The following is an 18,474-nucleotide window of genomic DNA, read 5'->3' on the forward strand; positions in this document are numbered from 1 at the left end:
CATGGACTGTCCGGTCCTTCCGGGTTTCGTCTCAGACTTCGCCGAACTCGCCGCCGCGGATGGCGGCGACGAACGACGCCCAGGCATCGGCCCGGAAGACCAGAGCCGGCCCCTGAGGGTCCTTCGAGTCACGGACGGGAGTCAGGCCGGGGACGTCGGCAGCGACCTCGACGCAGTCGCCGCCGTTGTTGGAGTACGAGGACTTGGCCCAGGAAGCGCTGGACAGGTCTACGCGGTCGGTCATGAGAGGAATTCCTTTCGGGCCCTGCGGATCATCTCCTGGGATGCGGCCTTCGGCAGCGCTTCCACCAGTAGCTGATCGTAGTCACTTTCCCATCCCGCAACCGCTGCGCGTGACCGCTCAAGGTGGCCCCTCGCCGTCGACTCCGCATACCCCACGACTGTGTGATCCGGGAGGTTCAACAGAACGACCGGCAGCGTGAAGGAGAGATTCTCGCCCATGCTGAATGGGGCGATCTGCACGGTGATGTTCGGGCGCTCGGCCAAGCCCGCAAGGTGTCGCAGCTGCTCGGCCATGACCTGAGGGCCGCCGACGGGGCGCAGCAACACGCCCTCCTCGATCACCGCGTGAAGCGTCGGAGGGTTCTTCTGGTCGAGGATCTCCTGTCGCAGGGCCAGATAGTCCGTGCGCTCATCCGCCTCGGCCGGAGTGATCGCACCACGCCGGACAGCCGCCTGCGCCAGCGCCCTTGCGTACGCAGGGGTCTGGAGAAGGCCGGGAACGATGATCAGGCCGACAGTACGCAGCCGTCGGCACCGGGCTTCGGCATCAGCGAACTCGGCGAATCCCTCAAGGAGCGCCGCCCGGCTGAATCGCCGCCACAACTCGAAGAATCGTTGGCCTGATCCGAACACCTCATCGGCCTTAACAGCCAAGGGGCGTGTTGGTGAACGCTTCCCGTTCTCGACATATGAGATGTGCGCGCCCGAGTACCCCAGGCGCTTGGCCGTCTCAGTCTGAGACCATCGCCTTGCCCGGCGTGACCTGCGAAGTTCTTGGCCGAAGCGGATCTGTGGCGATGCCTGGGTGTCAACAACGGCTTCGATCATGATCCTTCGGCTCCTTCACATGACATTGCTGTCAAAGGTAAGACGCTGGAAATCGTAGGGGCTTTCACGTCACCATGGCTACGCCTGGTGATCCACCGGAAACGCAGCGCGACCTGCGGAGGTTCTATGTCTGACGTGCGGAATCCCGAGCGGTGGTCCCATCTGCGTCCAAGTCGCGCAAGTCGGCAGCTGGATGACACTGGATCAGCACGCGCGCAGCGTGACTTCGCGCTTCTTTTCGTGCACCTTCTTCCGCCCCTCTGAGGTCCCCCATGCTCACTGCCAGTCGCCCCTGCATGTTCGTCGCGCGCCTCGACTCGCGGACCGGATCCACGCCGCTCGCGCGGTACATGCTCCGCGCTTACCTCTGCGGGCTCCCCTCGGGCGAACGTCATGGCGACACCGCCGAGTTGCTCCTGGGAGAGTTGTTCGCCAATGCGGTCCAGCACTGCGACGCGCCCGACGACCGGCTCATCGAGGTCCGCTTCTCCCTGGTCAATTCCCGTCTGCGGTTGGAGGTTCACGATGCCGGCAGCGGGCGACCGTCCCTCCGGGCCGCTGCGCCGGACGACGAGCACGGACGCGGCCTGTTCCTCGTCGACCAGCTTGCCGAACGCTGGGGTTGTGCCTCCCGACCCGGCGGCATCGGCAAGTTCGTCTGGGCCCTCGTCGCCCCCATGCCCGCTCCTGCTCTCGTCACCGTCTGAAAGCCCGAACCCCCATGAATCTCTCCGCCCTCGCCCGCCACACCCTCTCCCGTGGCGCCACCCCCGCCACCACCTACGCGCTCCTCGCCCGCCTCGGCCACCAGCCCCTGACCTGCGCCCGAGCGGTCTGCCACGCGCTCGACATCCCCGCCGCCGAGACCACCCTCCGCCTGGCCGACTGCCACGACGCCCTGCTCGCCGACCCCCGCCCCGACTCCGAGGACGACACCGGCGAACTCCTCGAAGCCCTCGGCGTCTTCGACATCCCCAAAACCCTCAACCCCACCGAACTCGCCGTCGTCGACCTCTTCCAGACCGCCATCGACGCCATCGGCGGCATCCGCCCCGGCCACCAGCACGGCCTCACCCGCTGGTTCACCACCGGCAACCTCACCGCCGCCTACCTTTCCCTCGCCGCCACCCGCCCCTTGCCCCGCACCGGCGACCCCACCACCTACTGGGCCACCCTCACCACCGCCGGCGAACTCCTCACCGCCATCCCCAACCCCGACCCGCGCCTCAAGTGCGCCCTCACCCACTGCCGCGCCCAAGCCACCACCCACGCATAGGAAGTCGACTCCGCCGACTTCCTGCGCATCCCGGGGGCGAGATGGGTGCGGCCTGGGCTGCGTTGGTCGGGTGGGCCGGGGTCTGGTGCTTTACCCGGCACGCAGGAAGTCGCCCCCGCCGACTTCCTGCCCACCCGCGGCCGAACCGCCCGCGGGTGGGCAGTCGGTACCCAGGGCCGCCAGTCGCCGACGGCAATGGCGGCACGCCTTCGCCCCGGCGTTTCCGGGGACACGCCGGGGCAACCGTTCGTCCCCCGGGACTGCCCCGGCGTCTCTGGTGCGGGTGGCCGGCCGCCCGGTATCCAGGAGGGGGAGGAGCCGAATGCCGCCGTCGGATGGGGAACGCATGCACGACCGCAACAGGGCGAGGACGACCGGCACCGCCACGAACAGGGAGCCGGACCGGCAGCCCGCCGGGCCGCGGGCGGCGGCGGCTCCCTGGAGCCCCATGGCCCAGCAGGCGGCCGCCGGGAACCGGGCCGTGGTGCAGATGCTGCGCCGGGCCGGCCACGACGGGCAGCCCGAGGTGCAGCGTTCCGCCGTCCATGACGTGCTGCGCGCCCCCGGGCGGCCCCTGGACGAGGCCGTCCGCACCGACATGGAGGCCCGGCTCGGTGCCGACTTCTCCGACGTGCGGATCCACAGCGGCCCGGCGGCCCGGTCCTCCGCGGCCGAGGTGGGAGCGCGGGCGTACACCTCGGGCAGCCACGTCGTCGTCGGCGCGGGCGGCGCGGACCGGCACACCCTGGCCCACGAGCTCGTCCATGTGATCCAGCAGCGCCGGGGCGCCGTCGCAGGGACGGACAACGGGGCCGGTCTGAAGGTCTCCGACCCCGCCGACCGGTTCGAACGGGAGGCCGAGGCCACCGCGCGGCGCGTCATGGCGGGGCACCCGGCCGGGACGTACGACTCCGGCCCCGGCGCCACCGCGCGTGCGCAGGCCGGCGGACCGGCCGCCGTGCAGCGGATCGTCAAGGTCACCCCCGGTATGTACGCGCGGGGAGTGGGCGCCACCGAGGAGCAGCCGCTCACCGCGCCCCAGCTCGCGCGCTACCTGGCGATCGCCGTGCAGGACGAGGTGAACCGCGCCCACAAGCTCGACCCCGCAGGCGGGTTCAAGGCGAGGCTCGCCGCGATCAGGGAGAGGCTCAAGCCCGCCACCCTCGACGTGCCGGAGGCCCTGCGGCTGACCACCGCGCTCGTCGCAGCGGTGAACACCTTCCTGGAGACCCAGCAGGTCTACGTCTCCGACCACAACCCGCCGGACCACGAGGACGGGCCGGGCGCCATGGTCCCGGTGCCGAACGCGGACACCCGGTACGCGACGGAGCCGAGCACCGCGGACACCGGCTACTACCACACCTCCCTGTCCGGGAACACGGAGCCCTACTGGGGGAACGACGACACGATGCGGGAGAAGACCGCCCGGTCACTGGGCCCGGTCGTCGCCGGGGACGCCCCGCAGGAGCAGCCCAGGCTCCAGAGCCACGCACGGGGCGGCGGGAACCTGCCGCTGACGAAGCTGACGCTGAAGCAGGCCGTCGACATGCTGCCGCGCCCGCTGCTCAACCTCGTCTTCGACGTGCGCTACCAGCTGGAGGCGCCCGACGAGGGGCAGCAGCGACCGGTGATCGACGAGCGGACCCCGGCGCAGCAGGCGGTACGCGACAAGAGCCCCAACCAGCCGGGGACGCTGCGCAGTTGGCACCAGGACGACTACGGCAGACTCCCCGACAACCGGTTCGACCCGGCGGACGTGCCCGCGCACGCCGGGCCGCTGCACACCCACTACGGCGCCAACTCGCAGTCCGGCGCGGGCTCCTCGGTCCAGAACGCGGCCACCGCTCCCCGCGGCTTCGCCGAGTACACCGGTACGGGCAGCGACTGGGAGCACAACGTCAAGGTGGTGCTGGACTACGTCACCAAGCGCGTCTACCTCACCCTGACGCACTACCAGTACTGGGCGCTGATCCCTCCCGAGAACGCCGGCGGGCCGTACACGTTCTGGCAGGGGCCGGGCCAGAACCTGCAGGCCGCCCAGGCGGAGCTGGCCCGGCAGCCGGGTGGCGCGTCCGGGATCATGATGAGCCCCTGGCTGGAGATCACCTTCTCCTGACCGGGGCCCCCGGGCACGCGCCGGGGGCCCCGGCCCGGGCTACCCGCGGCCGCTGCTGCGGGTGCGGCGGGTGAGGGAGTCGAGGACGACGGCGGCCAGCAGCACCGCGCCGGTGATCATGTACTGGATGGCCTGGGCGGCGTGGACCATGTCCAGGCCGGTGGTGATGGACTGGATGACGAGGATGCCCAGCAGCGCCGACCAGGTCTTGCCGCGGCCGCCGAAGAGGCTGGTGCCGCCGATCACGGCCGCGGCGATCGCGCTCATCAGCACGTTGCCGCTGCCCAGTTGCTTGTCGGCGGAGCCCTGCTGGGAGGCGTAGAACAGGCCGCCGAGGCCGGCCAGGAACGCGGAGAGCACGAAGACGGAGATCCGTACCCGGGCGACGTTGACGCCGGCGCGCCGGGCGGCTTCGACGCCGCCGCCGACGGCGAAGACCTGCCGCCCGTAGCGGGTGCGGCGCAGCACGAAGTCGGTGGCGAGGACGGCGCCGAGCAGGACGACCAGGGACAGTGGCAGGCCGCGGTCCTGGTTGAGGGTGTAGGCGGTGGCGAGGGTGAGGACGGCCAGTGCCCCGGCGCGGATCGCGCTGTCGGCGGCCGGCGGTGCGGTGAGGCCGGCGGCGCGCCGACGGCGGGCGGTGTGCAGGCGGGCGGCCAGGTAGAGGGCGGGGGCGAGGACGGCCAGGCCCCAGGCGTAGGCGATGTCGCCGTCGCCGAGGAAGGTGGTGTCCAGGCTCGCGACGACGCCGTCGTGGCGGTTGTTGACGGTGCCGGCGTCGCCCAGGACCCACTCCTGCAGGCCGCTCCAGGCGAGCATCCCGGCGAGGGTGACCACGAAGGCGGGCACTCCGACGCGGGCGAAGAACAGGCCGTGCAGCAGGCCCATGACGCAGGCCGCGCCCAGGGCGGCGAGGATCGCCACCCACTCGCTCCACCCCTGGCGCACCGCCAGCACCGCCGCGATGGCAGCGCTCGCGCCGGCGACCGAGCCGAGGGAGAGGTCGATCTCGCCGAGGATCAGCACGAAGACGACGCCGACCGCGATCAGGCCGGGGCCGGCGATGAAGCGGGTGATGTTGGTGAGGTTGTCGGCCTGCAGGAAGTGGTGGGTGACGGACTGGAAGACGACGGCGATGACGACCAGGCCCACGACGACCGGCAGCGAGCCGAGCTCGCCGGAGGCCAGGCGCCGTCGGGCGGCCTGCGCCCGGCCCGCCCAGCCCTGCGCGGGCGGGTGCAGCCGCGGGTCGGCGACCGGAGAGGGGGTGGCGGGTGCTTCGGGGGCGCTCATACGGCCTCGGCCTCCTCGGTGTGCTCGGTGCGGCGGGCCCGGCGGGCGTGGGCGTTGTCGGTGGCTCCGGTGATCGCGGCGACGATCTGCTCCTGGGTGGTGCCCGCCACCGGGAAGACGCCGTTGTTGCGGCCCAGGCGCAGCACGGCGACGGTGTCGGCCACCGCCCGTACGTCGGCCATGTTGTGGCTGACCAGCACGACCGCCAGGCCCTGCTCGCGCAGCCGCTCCACCAGGTCCAGGACCTGGGCGGTCTGCTCGACGCCGAGCGCCGCGGTGGGCTCGTCCAGCACCACCAGGGCCGGTTCGCCGACCAGGGCGCGGGCGATGGCCACCACCTGCCGCTGCCCGCCGGACAGCGCGGCCACCGGGGTGCGCACGTCGGGGATGCGGATGGCGAGGGTGTCCAGCAGCCGGCGGGCGTGCTGCTCCATGGCGACCTCGTCGAGCAGGCCGCGGCGGCGCTTCTCGCGGCCGAGGAAGAGGTTGGCGATGACGTCGAGGTTGTCGCACAGCGCGAGGTCCTGGTAGACGGTCGCGATGCCGAGGGCGGCGGCGTCCTGGGGGCGGGCCAGGCGGACCGGCTCGCCGTGCCAGGTGAGGGTGCCCTCGTCCACGGGGTGGACGCCGGCGATGGTCTTGACGAGGGTGGACTTGCCGGCGCCGTTGTCGCCGACGAGGGCGAGCACCTCGCCGGCGTGGACGGTGAGGTCGACGTCGGTGAGGGCCTGGACGGCCCCGAAGCGCTTGGAGACCGAGCGCAGCTGGAGGACGGGTGCGCCTGTCACGGGAACGACCACCTTGGGGGACGGGGTGCTTGAGGCTACTTGAGGCCGGCGGCGGCGCACGCGGCGGCGTAGTCGGCGGTGCAGATGTCGGAGACCTTGTAGATGCCGTCGGCCAGGACGGTGGAGGCGATGGTGTCCTTGGTGACGATCTTGGCGTCCAGCAGCTTGGTGGGGATGTTCTTGGCGGTGGCGCTGTCGACGCTGGAAGTGGCGATGGTCTTGACGTCCTTGCCCTGGAGGAGGGCGACGGCCAGTTCGGCGGCGGACTCGGCCTGCGGGCGGTAGGTCTTGTAGATGGTGTACGCCTGGTCGCCGTTCACGATGCGCTGGATGGCGTCGAGGGCGGCGTCCTGGCCGCCGACGGGGACCTTGATGCCGGCGCCCTTGAGCTGGGTGATGATGGCGGCGGCCATGCCGTCGTTGGCGGAGTAGACGGCCTGGAAGCCGTTCTTGCCGAACTCGGTGACGGCGGCGGAGATCTTCTGCCCGGCGACGGTGGGGCTCCACTGCCCGGACTGCTCGTAGACGACCTTCTTGACCTTGCCGTCGAGGACCTTGTGCGCGCCGGACTTGAACTGCGCGGAGTTGGGGTCGGCCTCGTCGCCGTTGATCATGACGATGTTCGCCTCGGCGGCCTGTGCGCCGAGTGCGTCCAGCAGGGCCTGGCCCTGGAGTTCGCCGACCTTCTCGTTGTCGAAGGAGGTGTAGGCGGCGATCGGGCCGCCGGCCAGGCGGTCGTAGGCGAGGACCTTGACGCCCTTGGCGGCGGCGTCCTGGACCCAGCCCTGGGTGGAGTCGGCGTCGTACGGGTCGAGGATGATCACCTTGACGCCCTGGGTGAGCAGGGTGTCGAACTGCTGCTTCTGCTTGGCGGCGCTGCCCTCGGCGTTGTTGTACAGCACCTTGCACTGCGCGCACAGGGCCCTGACCTTGGCCTCGATGAACGGCCGGTCGAAGGACTCGTAGCGCACGGAGGAGGCGTTCTCGGGCAGCAGCAGGCCGATGGCGTTCGGGTTGCCGGAGGAGGCGGATGCCTCGTTCTTGGCGCCGCCGGCCTTCCCGCAGGCGGCGGTCATGGACAGGGTCAGCGCGAGGCCCACGGTGGAGACGAGGGCGCGACGCAGGACGGCGTTCATAAGGGTGCCTCTCCCTGGGGTCGCCGCGGCTTCGCGGCGGGGTGGGGGGAGTCAACCCTGGGCGCGTACATGACGTCAATAAGTAAAACCAGACTGCCTGGAATCCATCTCCACTCGTTATCTTCGTGAACACGCTTCAGGGGAAGGGTGCACGAAAAACGGGAGCGCCCGCCGGTCCCCCGTGCGGCGGGCACTCCCTGCTCAGGCCTGACGGTACGTCAGGGACGGTCGAGCGTGATCGAGTTGATCGGCCCCAGGTCGTAGTAGACGCCCTTCGGGGAGGAGAGGTCGTAGACGCAGTCGGCGCCGCCCGAGCCGCGGCACAGGTGGGCGTGCGCGCCACCGGTCTGGTTGTTGAGCACCCAGTGCATGCCGTACTGGCCGCTCAGGTTGTGCGCGCCGTAGCTCCAGTAGACGGCACTGGGGCGGACCGCCGGGTCCTGGCCCTGCGGGTAGACGCAGACCGCGCCCGACGGGCAACCCGCCCAGTCGCCGTCCGCGGCGCCGGAGCTGCCGGCCCCCATCGTGGTCAGGGCCGCGGCGGCCAGGGCCAGGGCGGCGACGGCGTGGGTGATCCTGCGCATGGTGGTTCTCCCTTGGCTGGTACGAGGACGGACGATCGATCCGCCCGGTGCCCGTCAGCCTAGGAATCCCGCGCCCGCAGCGGTCCCTGACATCTGACAGGGGCGCGCCTGCTTGCCCCGCGAGCCCAAGACCCCGCTACGGAAGGGGGAGCGCGGCGGCCCCGGCGACCAGCGCCGGCAGCTCCACAGACATGCCGCCACCCTACGGGCCGCACGCCGCGCGGCGGCAGGCACGTCCACAGGGCGGGCGGACCGGGCAGACGCCCCGGCCCTCAGTACGGGTGGCCCCTCAGTGCGGGTGGCCCAGGTACGGGAAGGCCGGCAGCAGATCGGTGTGCGGGCCGATGTGGTCGCCGGCGACCTGCCCGTCGGTGAGCATCGTCAGCCGCACCGAGGTGACGTCGTCCGTCAGCGTGCGCCCGTTCGGGTAGCCGGCCGGACGGGAGCGGTCGTAGCGCAGGACGTCCGGCAGGATCACCCGCAGCTGCGCCTGGGCCGCGTCCGTGGTGTACCCGCCGAAGTGCTGCAACTTCGCCGTCCACGGCTCGCGGTAGTTCTCCCAGTCGTCCACCGGCTCCCCGGCGTTGTACGCGTCCTTGACGTCCTCCTCGTTGAAGTACGCCGTCAGCGACGGATGCGCCCCGCGGTCCACCGACACCAGCCCCCCGTCCCTGCGCACGCTCACCCGCGCCCACACCCCGATCTCCGGCGCCTCGCCGAACGCCGCGTCGGGCGCCTCCAACACGATCCCGAACACGTTCTTGTCCGCACCCCAGTCCACCCCCGTCCACTGGAAGCCCTTCACGATCCCGTCCAGGTCCGCGAAGAACGGGTCGCTGCGCAGCCCCGCGCTCACCCGGTACGCCCCCGCCTCCACCACCGCCGGCTCATCCGTGAAGCTCACCGGCGCCCCGGACACCAGCACCTCGCCGGTCGCCTCGTACCCGCGCGCCCCCTCGCCGGTGGCGCGCCGCACCGTCATGGTCTGCGCGCCGCCCGCCGGCTCGGAGAAGGTGAAGCTGTAGGCGAGGTCGGCCCGCCGGTCCCCGTCGGTGTCGATGTCGATCCGGTACACCGCCTGCGGGTGGAAGGCCTGCCCGCCGCTCGGCGCGACCGGGTTGACGTTCATGATCAGCACCGTCCGGCCCGGCTGCGGCGCGGCGAACGCGAACAGGTCGGTCAGATCCAGGCGCGCGTCACCCTCGGGTGAGCGCAGGTTCGGTCCGCTGAGGTGGTGCGACACGACGGTCTCCCGGCTACGAGTGCTCCGCATGGACACCCCCCGCCCCCCGCGGTCATTGCTAGCACGCCCGAGCGGCCCCGGCCCGCCCCGCTGCGCCGTCCGGACGGCAGGCGCGGCTCACACCCGCAGGCGGTCCGCCTCGTGGACCTGCGCCGGCGCCACCGCGCTCGTGGCGCGCTCGAACAGGGCGCCGCTGCGGCTGCCGGCCACGGTGCGCACCCAACGCCAGCCCTGCGCACGGTAGTAGGCGTGCAGGGCGGTGTTGTCGCTCCACACGTTCACCCGCAGCAACCCGGCGCCCGCCCGCGCGGCCCGCCAGGCGGCCCAGTCGCCCAGACGGGCGCCGATGCCGTGACCGGCGTACCGGCGGTCCACCGTGAAGGAGCTCAAGTAGCGGGCCGGGCAGGCGAGTTCCTCGCCACTCCACAGGCGGGGGCTGCCGGTGGGACGCAGCGTCGCGGTGGCGACGGCCTCGCCGTGCGGAGCCAGCGCGGTGACCACCGTCGCGCCGCGGGCGATCAGCGCCAGGCCGCGCTCGGCGTCGTACGGGGCCGACCACTGGGCCGAGCCGTGCTCCAGGGCGATCCAGGCGGCGGCCTCCGCACGCAGGGCGGCCAGCCGGGGCAGGTCGGCGGGCACCGCGGGACGGACGTACAGCGGGACGGGAGGCGGGTTCACCATGCTGCCGCGGACCCGACGGGTTCCTCGAGGGGTTCGAGGACGAAGCCCGCGCGCAGGACGTCCACCAGCTGCCGTCCGGGCGCGGTGAGCGCGCTGCCGTCCGGGGTGGTCAGCGTGTGCCGCGCGACGATCCGCACGAGCGGCACCCCGGGGAGCAACACCGTGCCGGGGGAGGGCAGTTGCAGCAGTACGCAGTCGTCCGGGCCGCACTCCAGCAGGCCGAAACCGGCGCCGCAGTACTGCAGCCGCCCGTCCTTGAGCCGGTGCAGGCCGCCGCCGGGCGCGGCCGCCACCCGCACCGGGCCGCCGGTGTGCCGCACCACCAGCTGCACGGCACCCGCCGCATCGGTGCGCGGCTCGCCACCGGTGGCGTGGCCGTAGAGCTCCAGGACGTGGCGCAGCGCGGACGGCAGCGCGTGCTCGGCCAGTTCGAGCTCGCCCAGCAGCCAGGTCGAGCCCTGCATCCGGCAGTTGAGCTCCAGCAGCAGCGGGCGCTCGCCGTCCAGGACGAAGTCGGCGCCGAACAGGCCCCGGTAGCCGAGCGCGGCCAGCGCCTCCCCGATGCGCCGGGCCACGGCGCCGGCCCGGGCCAGGGCGAGCGGCGGCAGCAGAGCGGGGGCCGCGAAGTCGCAGCCGGAGTAGGCGCCGAACGGCGCGCCGATACCCTCGACGCGGGTCAGCTGCACGGACGGGCGCAGCACCCGCACGGTGCTGTCCGCCGAGACCAGGACGTGCAGGTTGACCGCCACGCCCTCGACATAGCCGCTCACCAGCCAGGGCCCGCCGCCGACCCGGCGGATCGGACGCAGGTGCGCCTCGTCGGTGACCAGGTGGGTGCCCCTGCCACTGGAGCCCATCGGGGTCTGCACCACGTAGCGGTCGCCGAAGCGGCGGCGCAGCTCCCGGTGGTCGAGCACCGGGACCACCGCGTCGGACGGGGTCACGGCGCCCACCGACCGCAGCCACGCGCGCTGGGCCCGCTTGTCGCCCAGCACCGGCAGGACCAGGCGCGAGGGCGGCTCCTCCAGACGGGTGCCGAGCGCGTCAAGCGCCGCGCGCCACTCGGGCTTCATCGCCGTGTAGGGCAGCAGCGCCAGCTCCCGGCCCCGCCAGCCCCCGCCCGTACCGCCGTTGCCGGCGGCGGCGATCCGGCGCAGCACCTCATGGACGCCGGCCCCCAGCGAGGTGTGGTCGCGCACCCCGCTGTCCGGCTCCAGCGCATGGAACCGGGCTCCGAACTCGCCCTCCCAGCCCGCGTCCGCGCCCTCCACGCTCACCACCGCGGACAGGCAGCCGGTACGCAGCAACGGCAGCACGAACAGGGGACGGGCGCAGCACGACAGCCCGGGAACGGCCCGCAACCGGGCCACCGCTTCGTCACAGGATGTGATCACCACGCGATTATGGAGAGCCCGCGACGAGGCCCGCCGCCACCGCATCCCCCACACCGCCCCGCACGTGGCACACCCCGCCCGGCCTTCACCCGTACGAAGGAACCGCCCGCGTTGACGGCCCGCCGGGGCCGTTGTCGGCGGCCGGCAGTACCGTGCACGAATGAACAGCCGCACCGACCGCACCGGCCAGGCCGACCGCACCGCCGCACCCACCTGGCGGGTCACCGAGACCGCCGGCCTGGAGACCTCCTGGATCGCCCTCGGCCCCACCGCCCTGACCGCCCGCGGCCGCGTCGCCGCCGCCCAGCCCACGCCGTACTGGCTCGACTACGAACTCGACACCGGCGACGGCTTCACCACCCGCCGCATGCACGTCACCGCCCGCACCCCCGACACCACCCGCACCCTCGACCTGCGCCGCGACGAGACCACCGGCCAATGGAGCGTCGACGGCACCCCGCGCCCCGACCTCACCGGCGCCCTCGACTGCGACCTCGGCCTGTCCCCGCTCACCAACACCCCGCCCGTGCTGCGCCACGCCCTGCACCGGCAGCCGGGCGAGCACCACTTCCTGATGGCCTGGATCCGCGTGCCCGAGCTGGTGGTCGTGCCCTCCCGCCAGACCTACACCCACCTGCGCCGCCACGAGGACGGGGGCGCCACCGTCCGCTACGCCTCCGGCGACTACCGGGCGGACCTGCTGCTGGACGCGGACGGCCTGGTCGCCGACTACCCGGGCCTGGCCCGGCGCACCGCCTGACGGGGCGCCCGGTTTCCACGCCCGATACGCTCGGGCAGTTCCCCGATCCGCACGAGGAGGCCCCGATGCCCTGGTTCGCACTGGAGCGCTTCGACGCGTCCTTCTTCGACACCGCGCCGCACCGCCACCGCTTCCGGATGGACCTGCCGGTCGCGCCGCCGAGCGTGTGGCAGGGGCTCGCCGGGGCGGCGCCGCTGTCCTGGTGCCGGGGCCTGGCCGGCGGGCGCTACACCTCGCCGGCGCCGCACGGCGTCGGCACGACCCGGGAGATCACGGCGCTTCGGATGCTGCACCTGCGCGAGGAGTTCGTGCACTGGGAGGAGGGCAGGCGGCACGCGTTCTGCGTTACCCAGGCCAGCCTGCCGCTGTACCGGCGCTTCGGCGAGGACTACCTGGTCGAGCCCCTGCCCGCCGGCGGCGCCCGCTTCACCTGGACCTTCGCCTACGAGCCGACCCCACTGCTGCGCCGCCCCGCGGCACTGACCGACCTGCCCGGGACGGCGTTCCTGCGGACACTGATCGCCGACACCAAGCGGCACTTCGGCGCGGCGTGAGCCCCGGGCCCCGGGCCCCCGCACCTGGCCCGCATCGCCACCGGCCCCGACCCGTCCGACGACCCCGCCCCCGACCTCGCCGCCCGGGTCCTCGCCCCGTACGGGGAGAAGGCCGCGCTCCACCCCGAGCGGACCGCCGGGCTCGCCCCGCTGCGCGCCGCCCGACGGGCCGCCAGCTGGGCCCGCGAGGCGGGCGCACGCCGGCTGCTCGGCGAGGTGCCCGACGACCGGGCCGCACACCTGCGGGTGCTGCGCCGGCGCGGGCACGCCGTCGACGCCCACCTCGTCTCCGCGACCGCCCGCCTCACCCCGGCCCTGCCCGCCCCCGCGGACATCGACGGCATCGCCGTCACCACCCTCGCCACCACCCGCGCCCCGCAGGCGGAGCGGCAGCTGTACCGGCTCCAGGGCGACACCGTGGCGGACAACCCCGGATTCGCCGACCGGCTCCCGGACTTCGACACCTGGCGCGCGGAGGCCCTCGGCGGCGAGGGCTTCCGCGCCCACTGGGTCCTGCTCGCCGAGCACGGGCGGCGGATCGTCGCCGTGACGGCCGTCCGCGCCACCCCCGACCCGCACACCGGCCACGTCGACCACACCGCCGTCGAACGCCCCTGGCGCGGACGGGGACTCGCCCGGGCGCTGAAGCTCCACGCCGCCCGCCGCCTGTTCGACGACGGCCTGCGGCTCCTGCACACCGAGGTCGAGGCCGCCAACGCGCCCATGCTCGCCGTCAACGCCGCTCTGGGCTACCGGCCGGGCCCCGGCCACCACCGCACCGTCAAGACCCTTTGACCGTGCGGCCGCCCGCTACTCCCGTGACCAGCGGCTCTCCACCACCCCGCACCCGTACGCCGACACCCCGCCCGACCGGTACCCGTGTTCCACCAGCCACGGCCCGGACACCCGGCTGCCTTCCCCCGCGAACCCGGGATTGACGAACAGCCGCAGCTCCTCGGCCAGTCCCTCGCGCAGCAGCGCGGCCACCAGCCCCGCACCGCCGAAGCACAGCAGCCGCCCGCCCGCCGCCTGCTTCGCCCGCGCCACCGTGTCCGCGAGCTCCCCGGTGAGCACCTCGGTGCGCGGCCACTCCTGCCGCGGCCGGCCCGCCCGGGACACCGCGAACTTCGGCAGCGCCCCGATCGCCCGGGCGAACTCCCAGTCCCCGTCGCCGGGGTGCAGGGCGGCCATCCGCTCCCAGTGCCCCAGGTACCCCTCGTCGGTCATCGGCCGGCTCAGCAGGATGCCCGAGGCCCCCGCCAGCAGTGCGTTGAACGAGGCCCGCAGATCCGCGCTCCACGGCCACTCGGGCCCCCAGTTCCACAACTGCCAGTCGGCTCCGGGAACTTCGCTGTCCACGAAGCCGTCCGCCGACACCTGCATCGCCACGACCAGCCTGCCCGTGCCGCCCATGTCGCACCTCCCTTGTCCGTGCAGACTAGAACGCGGGTCCGACAAAAGGGCGGAGCCCGGACGGGCTGTGCCGGTCATCCCCCCAGGGGGCCGCCACGGCACCGGCGCGACGGTCTTTCGTGTGCTGCCCCGCGCACGCAGGCCGCCGACACGGGAGGCGGCGGGCCGGGCGCACCACGGCAGGGGAGCGGGGAGCGCCGGCGGGGCCGGAGCGCGGGGGTGTCGTCACCCGATCGAGTGGCCGGCGTTGGCGTTCCACATGCCGGTGGCGGGCGCGTGGGTAGCGTCGGTCCATGATCGTGGAATCGTCAACCGGCCTGACGTATCGACGATTTGACTTATTGTCGTATCAGTAAAGAGGCATCGTCGCATGGCAGAGAAGCGCCTGAAGTCCTGGGGCAACAACCGCTCCGGCCAGCTCGGGGACGGCACCTGGGCCGACCTCCGCACCACGGCCACCGCCGTGCTCGGGCTCACCAGCGCCGAGGTGGCGAAGATCGCCGCCGGCGGGTTCGGCTCCTCCGCCGGCCACGGGCTGGCCCTGCTGACGGACCGTACGGTGCAGTCCTGGGGCGTCAACGGCTCGGGCCAGCTCGGCGACGGCACGGTGTTCAGCCACAACGTGCCCGGCCAGGTGGTCAACCTCTCCGACGCCACCGACATCGCCGCCGGCGGCGCACACAGCCTCGCCCTGCTCGCCGACGGCACCGTGGCGGCCTGGGGGCAGAACCACCACGGCCAGCTCGGCAACGGGACCGGCGCCGACAGCAGCGTCCCGGTGCGGGTCGAGGGCCTGGCCAAGGTCGTCGCCATCGCCGCCGGCCTCCACCACAGCCTGGCGCTGCGCGAGGACGGCACCGTGTGGGCCTGGGGCTACAACAGCAGCGGCCAGCTCGGGGACGGGACTTCGGCGAGCAGAGGCGTCCCGGCGCCGGTGGCCGGCCTGACCGGGGCGAGCGCGATCGCCGCCGGCGCCGGCCACAGCCTCGCCCTGGTCGGCAAGCCGGGCAGCGGCGCCACGGTGAAGGCCTGGGGCTACAACGCCACCGGCCAGCTCGGCGACAACACCACCATCAACCGCTTCACCCCGGTCGCCACACAGGGCGCCTGGTCGGGCGGCGTCTGGCAGATCGCGGCCGGCTGCAACCACAGCATGGCCGTGGTCGACGGCGACAGCCGCCTCAAGGCCTGGGGCCAGAACACCGCCGGCCAGCTCGGCGACGGCACCACGGTCTTCCGCACCACCCCCGTCACGGTCCCCGGCCTGACGGGCGTGCGGCTGGTGGCCGGCGGCCGGGAGCACACCGTGGCGCTGTCGGGAACCAGCACCGTGCACTCCTGGGGCAGCAACGGCTCCGGCCAGCTCGGCGACGGCACCACCAGCGACAGCACGACTCCGGTACCCACCCTCACCGCACTCACCGGCATCGACAAACTCGCCGCCCCCGTCGGCGGCGACTTCAGTCTGGCCAACTGAGGCGCCTTGACGGTGCCCAGCCGCACCTCCTGTCACAATGCCGTGAGCGTTCCGTAGCCACCACAACGCAGACAGTGAGGTAGTCATGTCGAAGGTCAAGCTGAGCACCAACCACGGCGACATCGTTCTCCGGCTCGACGCGGAGAAGGCCCCGGCCACGGTGGAGAACTTCCTCCAGTACGTCCGGGACGGGTTCTACGACGGGACGGTCTTCCACCGGGTCATCAACAACTTCATGATCCAAGGCGGCGGACTCGAACCCGGCATGAAGCAGAAGAAGACCCGCGACCCCATCCAGAACGAGGCCGACAACGGCCTGAAGAACACCAAGTACTCCGTGGCCATGGCCCGCACGATGGACCCGCACTCGGCCACCGCCCAGTTCTTCGTCAACGTCGCCGACAACGACTTCCTGAACCACACCGCCAAGAACACCCAGGCCTGGGGCTACACCGTCTTCGGCGAAGTGGTCGAAGGCCGGGACGTCGTCGACGCCATCAAGGCCGTACCCACCGGCACCAAGGCCGGCCACCAGGACGTCCCCAAGGAGGACGTCATCATCGAGAAGGCCGAGATCGTCGAGTAGGCCGGGAAGCGGTGGAACAGGAAGTCGGCCCGGCCGACTTCCTGCTCACACGGCTGAGCGCCCCTGGCCGCAGGACGGGGCGGTCCGGCGCACAGCGGGGGCGGGACGCCGGCAGGCGGCCACCGCGCCCACCCGGCCCCAGGGGCCGCCGTCACCGTGACGGGCCCGCGGCCTTCCCCGGCCGATGGGGGAGACCGTCAACGAGCAGCCGGATCCGCTCCCTTGACCGCGGCCGGTTGCCGGCTCTGCTCCGACCGAGCCGGCGCCGCCACGCACGCCCGCAACTCGCGCAGGTCACCCAAGGTGTTGACAGCGCACCAGAAGCCACCGACGCGGAATCCCGCCAGCTGCCGCAGCCGCACCAGGTACGGAAGCGTCGTGTCCGCGTGGTCCCCCCGATCCGGCAACAGCGGGACGACACCGGGCGCGAAGGCGTACACGCCACCGTTGACCGTGCAGGCCGCCGGGGGCGGCGCGGCAAGCTCGGCGACCCTCCCCGACGCATCGCAGACCACCGTGCCCCGGGGCAGCCGGGGCGCAACCAGAGCGACCGTGGCCAGCGCCCCGCACCGCAGGTGATGAGCGCCCAGCGCGGTGAGCGGAAAATCGGCCCAGATGTCGCCGTAGACGGCGAACCACGGCTCCTGTGGCGACGGAAGCGCACAGGCGGCGAGTTTCAGCCCTCCGCCCCGCCCCCGCGCGGGGTCCTCCACGACCACGGTGGTGCGGATCGGCAGGCTCGCCGTGCGCACGTAGTCGGTGATCACCTGCGAGCGGTAGCCCGCCGAGACGACCACCGTCTCCACGCCCGCGCCGGCGAACCACTCGATCTGATGGCGCAACAGCGGCGCGCCTTTCACCTCGACCATCGCCTTGGGACACAGATCCGTGTACGGGGCGAGCCGCCTGCCGCGCCCACCCGCGAGGACCACGGCCTGACGGATCCTGGGAAGAGCCTCCGGCAACCACATCCCCGACCTCCCGGGAGCGACGGCACAGCGTCGGAACACCCGCCGCGAGACACGGGCGGAGCGTACGGACGCGACGCGGGCAGCCCCGACGCGCCGTAGACAGATACCCGACCCACTCACCGTGAAATCCCTCCCCGCCACCCTGGCCGAGGCACAGCGGCCGCACGGACCGGAGCCACGCGCCCCGCCGCCCCCGGCCCACCGAGGGCCCGGGGCCCGCCCGCGGCGCTCGACCACGCAGACGGGCGAGCTCTCCACCCGCCGGTCCGGGACCCGGCCTCGCCGCGCACGGCGGTCAACGGCACACCGGACCCTGCGGCCGGTGACCGGGGCGGTGGAACAGGAAGCCGGCCCGGCCGACTTCCTGCTCCGAGGGCCGGCCGGGCCCGGAAACCGGATGACCGCAGCCGCCGCCGTCTTCGACAATGGCACATGCTGACCGACCACTGGCCGCTGCTGGGCCTGCGGCTGACCACCCCCCGCCTCGAACTGCACCTGCCCACCGACGACGAACTCGCCGCCCTGGCCGAACTGGCCGCGGAAGGCGTCCACGAACCGGAGCGCATGCCCTTCCTCGTGCCGTGGACCGACCTGCCCCCGGCGCAACGGGCGCGCTCGGTGGTGCAGCACCACTGGCTGCGCCGCGGGAACTGGTCCCCGGACGACTGGGCCCTGAACCTGGCCGTCCTCGAGAACGGCCGGGCCGTCGGCCTGCAGACCCTCGCCGCCCGCGACTTCGCCGTCCTACGACAGGTCAGCACCGGCTCCTGGCTCGGCACACGCCACCAACGGCAGGGCATCGGCACCGAGATGCGCGCCGCCGTCCTGCACCTGGCCTTCGCTGGCCTCGACGCGACGGAGGCCAGGTCGGGCGCCTTCGAGGACAACCCCTCCTCGTTCGCCGTCTCCCGCAAACACGGCTACCAACCCGACGGCATCGCCCGCCACGTGGTGCGCGGCCGGCCGGTGACGGAGCGACGGCTGAGGCTGACACGGGAACGCTGGCAGGCACGGTGCAGCGTCCCCGTCACCCTCGACGGGCTGGCGCCCTGCCTGCCGATGTTCGGCCTGCCCGCCGACAACGGCGGGCAGTAGCCCCGCCACCGGGGACCGCCCGGCCCGCAACGCCAC

Annotated in this window: 20 protein-coding genes; 9 read left to right on the plus strand and 11 right to left on the minus strand. The window is 73.0% G+C overall.

Annotation, left to right across the window (positions count from 1 at the left end; all coding sequences use genetic code 11):
- Nucleotides 1-31: 31 nt before the first annotated feature.
- Complete coding sequence (locus tag ACIRRH_RS21690; RefSeq protein ID WP_403069735.1) at nucleotides 32-244, minus strand: DUF397 domain-containing protein; 213 nt, start codon at nucleotides 242-244, stop codon at nucleotides 32-34.
- On the minus strand, nucleotides 241-1,071 hold the full coding sequence (locus tag ACIRRH_RS21695) for a helix-turn-helix transcriptional regulator (RefSeq protein WP_403069738.1): 831 nt from the start codon (nucleotides 1,069-1,071) through the stop codon (nucleotides 241-243). The genes ACIRRH_RS21690 and ACIRRH_RS21695 overlap by 4 nt, the downstream gene beginning before the upstream one ends.
- Before the next feature lie 272 nt (nucleotides 1,072-1,343).
- Here ACIRRH_RS21695 and ACIRRH_RS21700 point away from each other — a divergent pair, with 272 nt between their 5' ends.
- The 3 genes from ACIRRH_RS21700 to ACIRRH_RS21710 all read left to right on the plus strand — a co-directional run bounded on the left by ACIRRH_RS21700 (nucleotide 1,344) and on the right by ACIRRH_RS21710 (nucleotide 4,463).
- Nucleotides 1,344-1,778: an ATP-binding protein gene (locus ACIRRH_RS21700; RefSeq protein ID WP_403069741.1), complete on the plus strand. Its 435-nt coding sequence runs from the start codon at nucleotides 1,344-1,346 to the stop codon at nucleotides 1,776-1,778.
- A 14-nt stretch (nucleotides 1,779-1,792) separates the two neighbouring features.
- A complete protein-coding gene (locus ACIRRH_RS21705; protein ID WP_403069744.1) occupies nucleotides 1,793-2,347 on the plus strand; it encodes a hypothetical protein in 555 nt (184 codons plus the stop codon).
- A gap of 346 nt (nucleotides 2,348-2,693) precedes the next feature.
- Nucleotides 2,694-4,463 (plus strand): DUF4157 domain-containing protein, encoded by a 1,770-nt coding sequence (locus ACIRRH_RS21710; protein WP_403069747.1) that lies wholly within the window; start codon nucleotides 2,694-2,696, stop codon nucleotides 4,461-4,463.
- A 39-nt stretch (nucleotides 4,464-4,502) separates the two neighbouring features.
- On the opposite strand, the gene ACIRRH_RS21715 is transcribed toward ACIRRH_RS21710, so the two are convergent.
- The 7 genes from ACIRRH_RS21715 to ACIRRH_RS21745 form a co-directional block, all read right to left on the minus strand.
- Nucleotides 4,503-5,756, minus strand: coding sequence for a sugar ABC transporter permease (locus ACIRRH_RS21715; protein ID WP_403069750.1), 1,254 nt, complete (start codon nucleotides 5,754-5,756; stop codon nucleotides 4,503-4,505).
- Nucleotides 5,753-6,544 carry an ATP-binding cassette domain-containing protein gene (locus ACIRRH_RS21720; RefSeq protein ID WP_380770333.1) on the minus strand — a complete coding sequence of 264 codons (792 nt, stop codon included), beginning with the start codon at nucleotides 6,542-6,544 and terminating at the stop codon, nucleotides 5,753-5,755. The genes ACIRRH_RS21715 and ACIRRH_RS21720 overlap by 4 nt, the downstream gene beginning before the upstream one ends.
- 35 nt (nucleotides 6,545-6,579) lie before the next feature.
- The gene (locus ACIRRH_RS21725; RefSeq protein ID WP_403069753.1) at nucleotides 6,580-7,680 is read right to left on the minus strand and encodes a substrate-binding domain-containing protein; all 1,101 of its coding nucleotides are present in this window, start codon (nucleotides 7,678-7,680) and stop codon (nucleotides 6,580-6,582) included.
- Between the two features lie 218 nt (nucleotides 7,681-7,898).
- Nucleotides 7,899-8,264 carry a hypothetical protein gene (locus tag ACIRRH_RS21730; protein ID WP_403069756.1) on the minus strand — a complete coding sequence of 122 codons (366 nt, stop codon included), beginning with the start codon at nucleotides 8,262-8,264 and terminating at the stop codon, nucleotides 7,899-7,901.
- Nucleotides 8,265-8,553: 289 nt separating this feature from the next.
- On the minus strand, nucleotides 8,554-9,507 hold the full coding sequence (locus ACIRRH_RS21735; protein WP_403069759.1) for a DUF4331 family protein: 954 nt from the start codon (nucleotides 9,505-9,507) through the stop codon (nucleotides 8,554-8,556).
- A 117-nt stretch (nucleotides 9,508-9,624) separates the two neighbouring features.
- Nucleotides 9,625-10,188, minus strand: a complete 564-nt coding sequence (locus ACIRRH_RS21740) for a GNAT family N-acetyltransferase (protein WP_403069762.1) — start codon at nucleotides 10,186-10,188, stop codon at nucleotides 9,625-9,627.
- Nucleotides 10,182-11,582 (minus strand): ATP-grasp domain-containing protein, encoded by a 1,401-nt coding sequence (locus tag ACIRRH_RS21745; protein WP_403069765.1) that lies wholly within the window; start codon nucleotides 11,580-11,582, stop codon nucleotides 10,182-10,184. Before ACIRRH_RS21745 ends, ACIRRH_RS21740 begins: the two co-directional genes overlap by 7 nt.
- A 160-nt stretch (nucleotides 11,583-11,742) precedes the next feature.
- Between ACIRRH_RS21745 and ACIRRH_RS21750 the strand changes: the two genes are divergently transcribed.
- From ACIRRH_RS21750 to ACIRRH_RS21760, 3 genes are all read left to right on the plus strand, one after another.
- A complete protein-coding gene (locus ACIRRH_RS21750) occupies nucleotides 11,743-12,342 on the plus strand; it encodes a putative glycolipid-binding domain-containing protein (RefSeq protein ID WP_403069768.1) in 600 nt (199 codons plus the stop codon).
- A gap of 65 nt (nucleotides 12,343-12,407) precedes the next feature.
- Entirely contained in the window at nucleotides 12,408-12,896 is a 489-nt protein-coding gene (locus ACIRRH_RS21755; protein WP_403069770.1) for an SRPBCC family protein, read from the plus strand.
- Between the two features lie 216 nt (nucleotides 12,897-13,112).
- Entirely contained in the window at nucleotides 13,113-13,691 is a 579-nt protein-coding gene (locus ACIRRH_RS21760) for a GNAT family N-acetyltransferase (protein ID WP_403069773.1), read from the plus strand.
- A gap of 15 nt (nucleotides 13,692-13,706) precedes the next feature.
- On the opposite strand, the gene ACIRRH_RS21765 is transcribed toward ACIRRH_RS21760, so the two are convergent.
- Nucleotides 13,707-14,309 (minus strand): dihydrofolate reductase family protein, encoded by a 603-nt coding sequence (locus ACIRRH_RS21765; RefSeq protein ID WP_403069776.1) that lies wholly within the window; start codon nucleotides 14,307-14,309, stop codon nucleotides 13,707-13,709.
- 370 nt (nucleotides 14,310-14,679) lie between these two features.
- Here ACIRRH_RS21765 and ACIRRH_RS21770 point away from each other — a divergent pair, with 370 nt between their 5' ends.
- Nucleotides 14,680-15,786 carry an RCC1 domain-containing protein gene (locus tag ACIRRH_RS21770; RefSeq protein WP_403069779.1) on the plus strand — a complete coding sequence of 369 codons (1,107 nt, stop codon included), beginning with the start codon at nucleotides 14,680-14,682 and terminating at the stop codon, nucleotides 15,784-15,786.
- A gap of 85 nt (nucleotides 15,787-15,871) precedes the next feature.
- Complete coding sequence (locus tag ACIRRH_RS21775; RefSeq protein WP_403069782.1) at nucleotides 15,872-16,372, plus strand: peptidylprolyl isomerase; 501 nt, start codon at nucleotides 15,872-15,874, stop codon at nucleotides 16,370-16,372.
- 197 nt (nucleotides 16,373-16,569) lie between these two features.
- On the opposite strand, the gene ACIRRH_RS21780 is transcribed toward ACIRRH_RS21775, so the two are convergent.
- Entirely contained in the window at nucleotides 16,570-17,304 is a 735-nt protein-coding gene (locus ACIRRH_RS21780) for an NDP-sugar synthase (protein ID WP_403069785.1), read from the minus strand.
- Nucleotides 17,305-17,775: 471 nt separating this feature from the next.
- Between ACIRRH_RS21780 and ACIRRH_RS21785 the strand changes: the two genes are divergently transcribed.
- A complete protein-coding gene (locus tag ACIRRH_RS21785; protein ID WP_403069788.1) occupies nucleotides 17,776-18,438 on the plus strand; it encodes a GNAT family N-acetyltransferase in 663 nt (220 codons plus the stop codon).
- Nucleotides 18,439-18,474 lie beyond the last annotated feature (36 nt).

Source organism: Kitasatospora sp. NPDC101235 (assembly GCF_044767505.1).
Lineage (GTDB): Bacteria > Actinomycetota > Actinomycetes > Streptomycetales > Streptomycetaceae > Kitasatospora.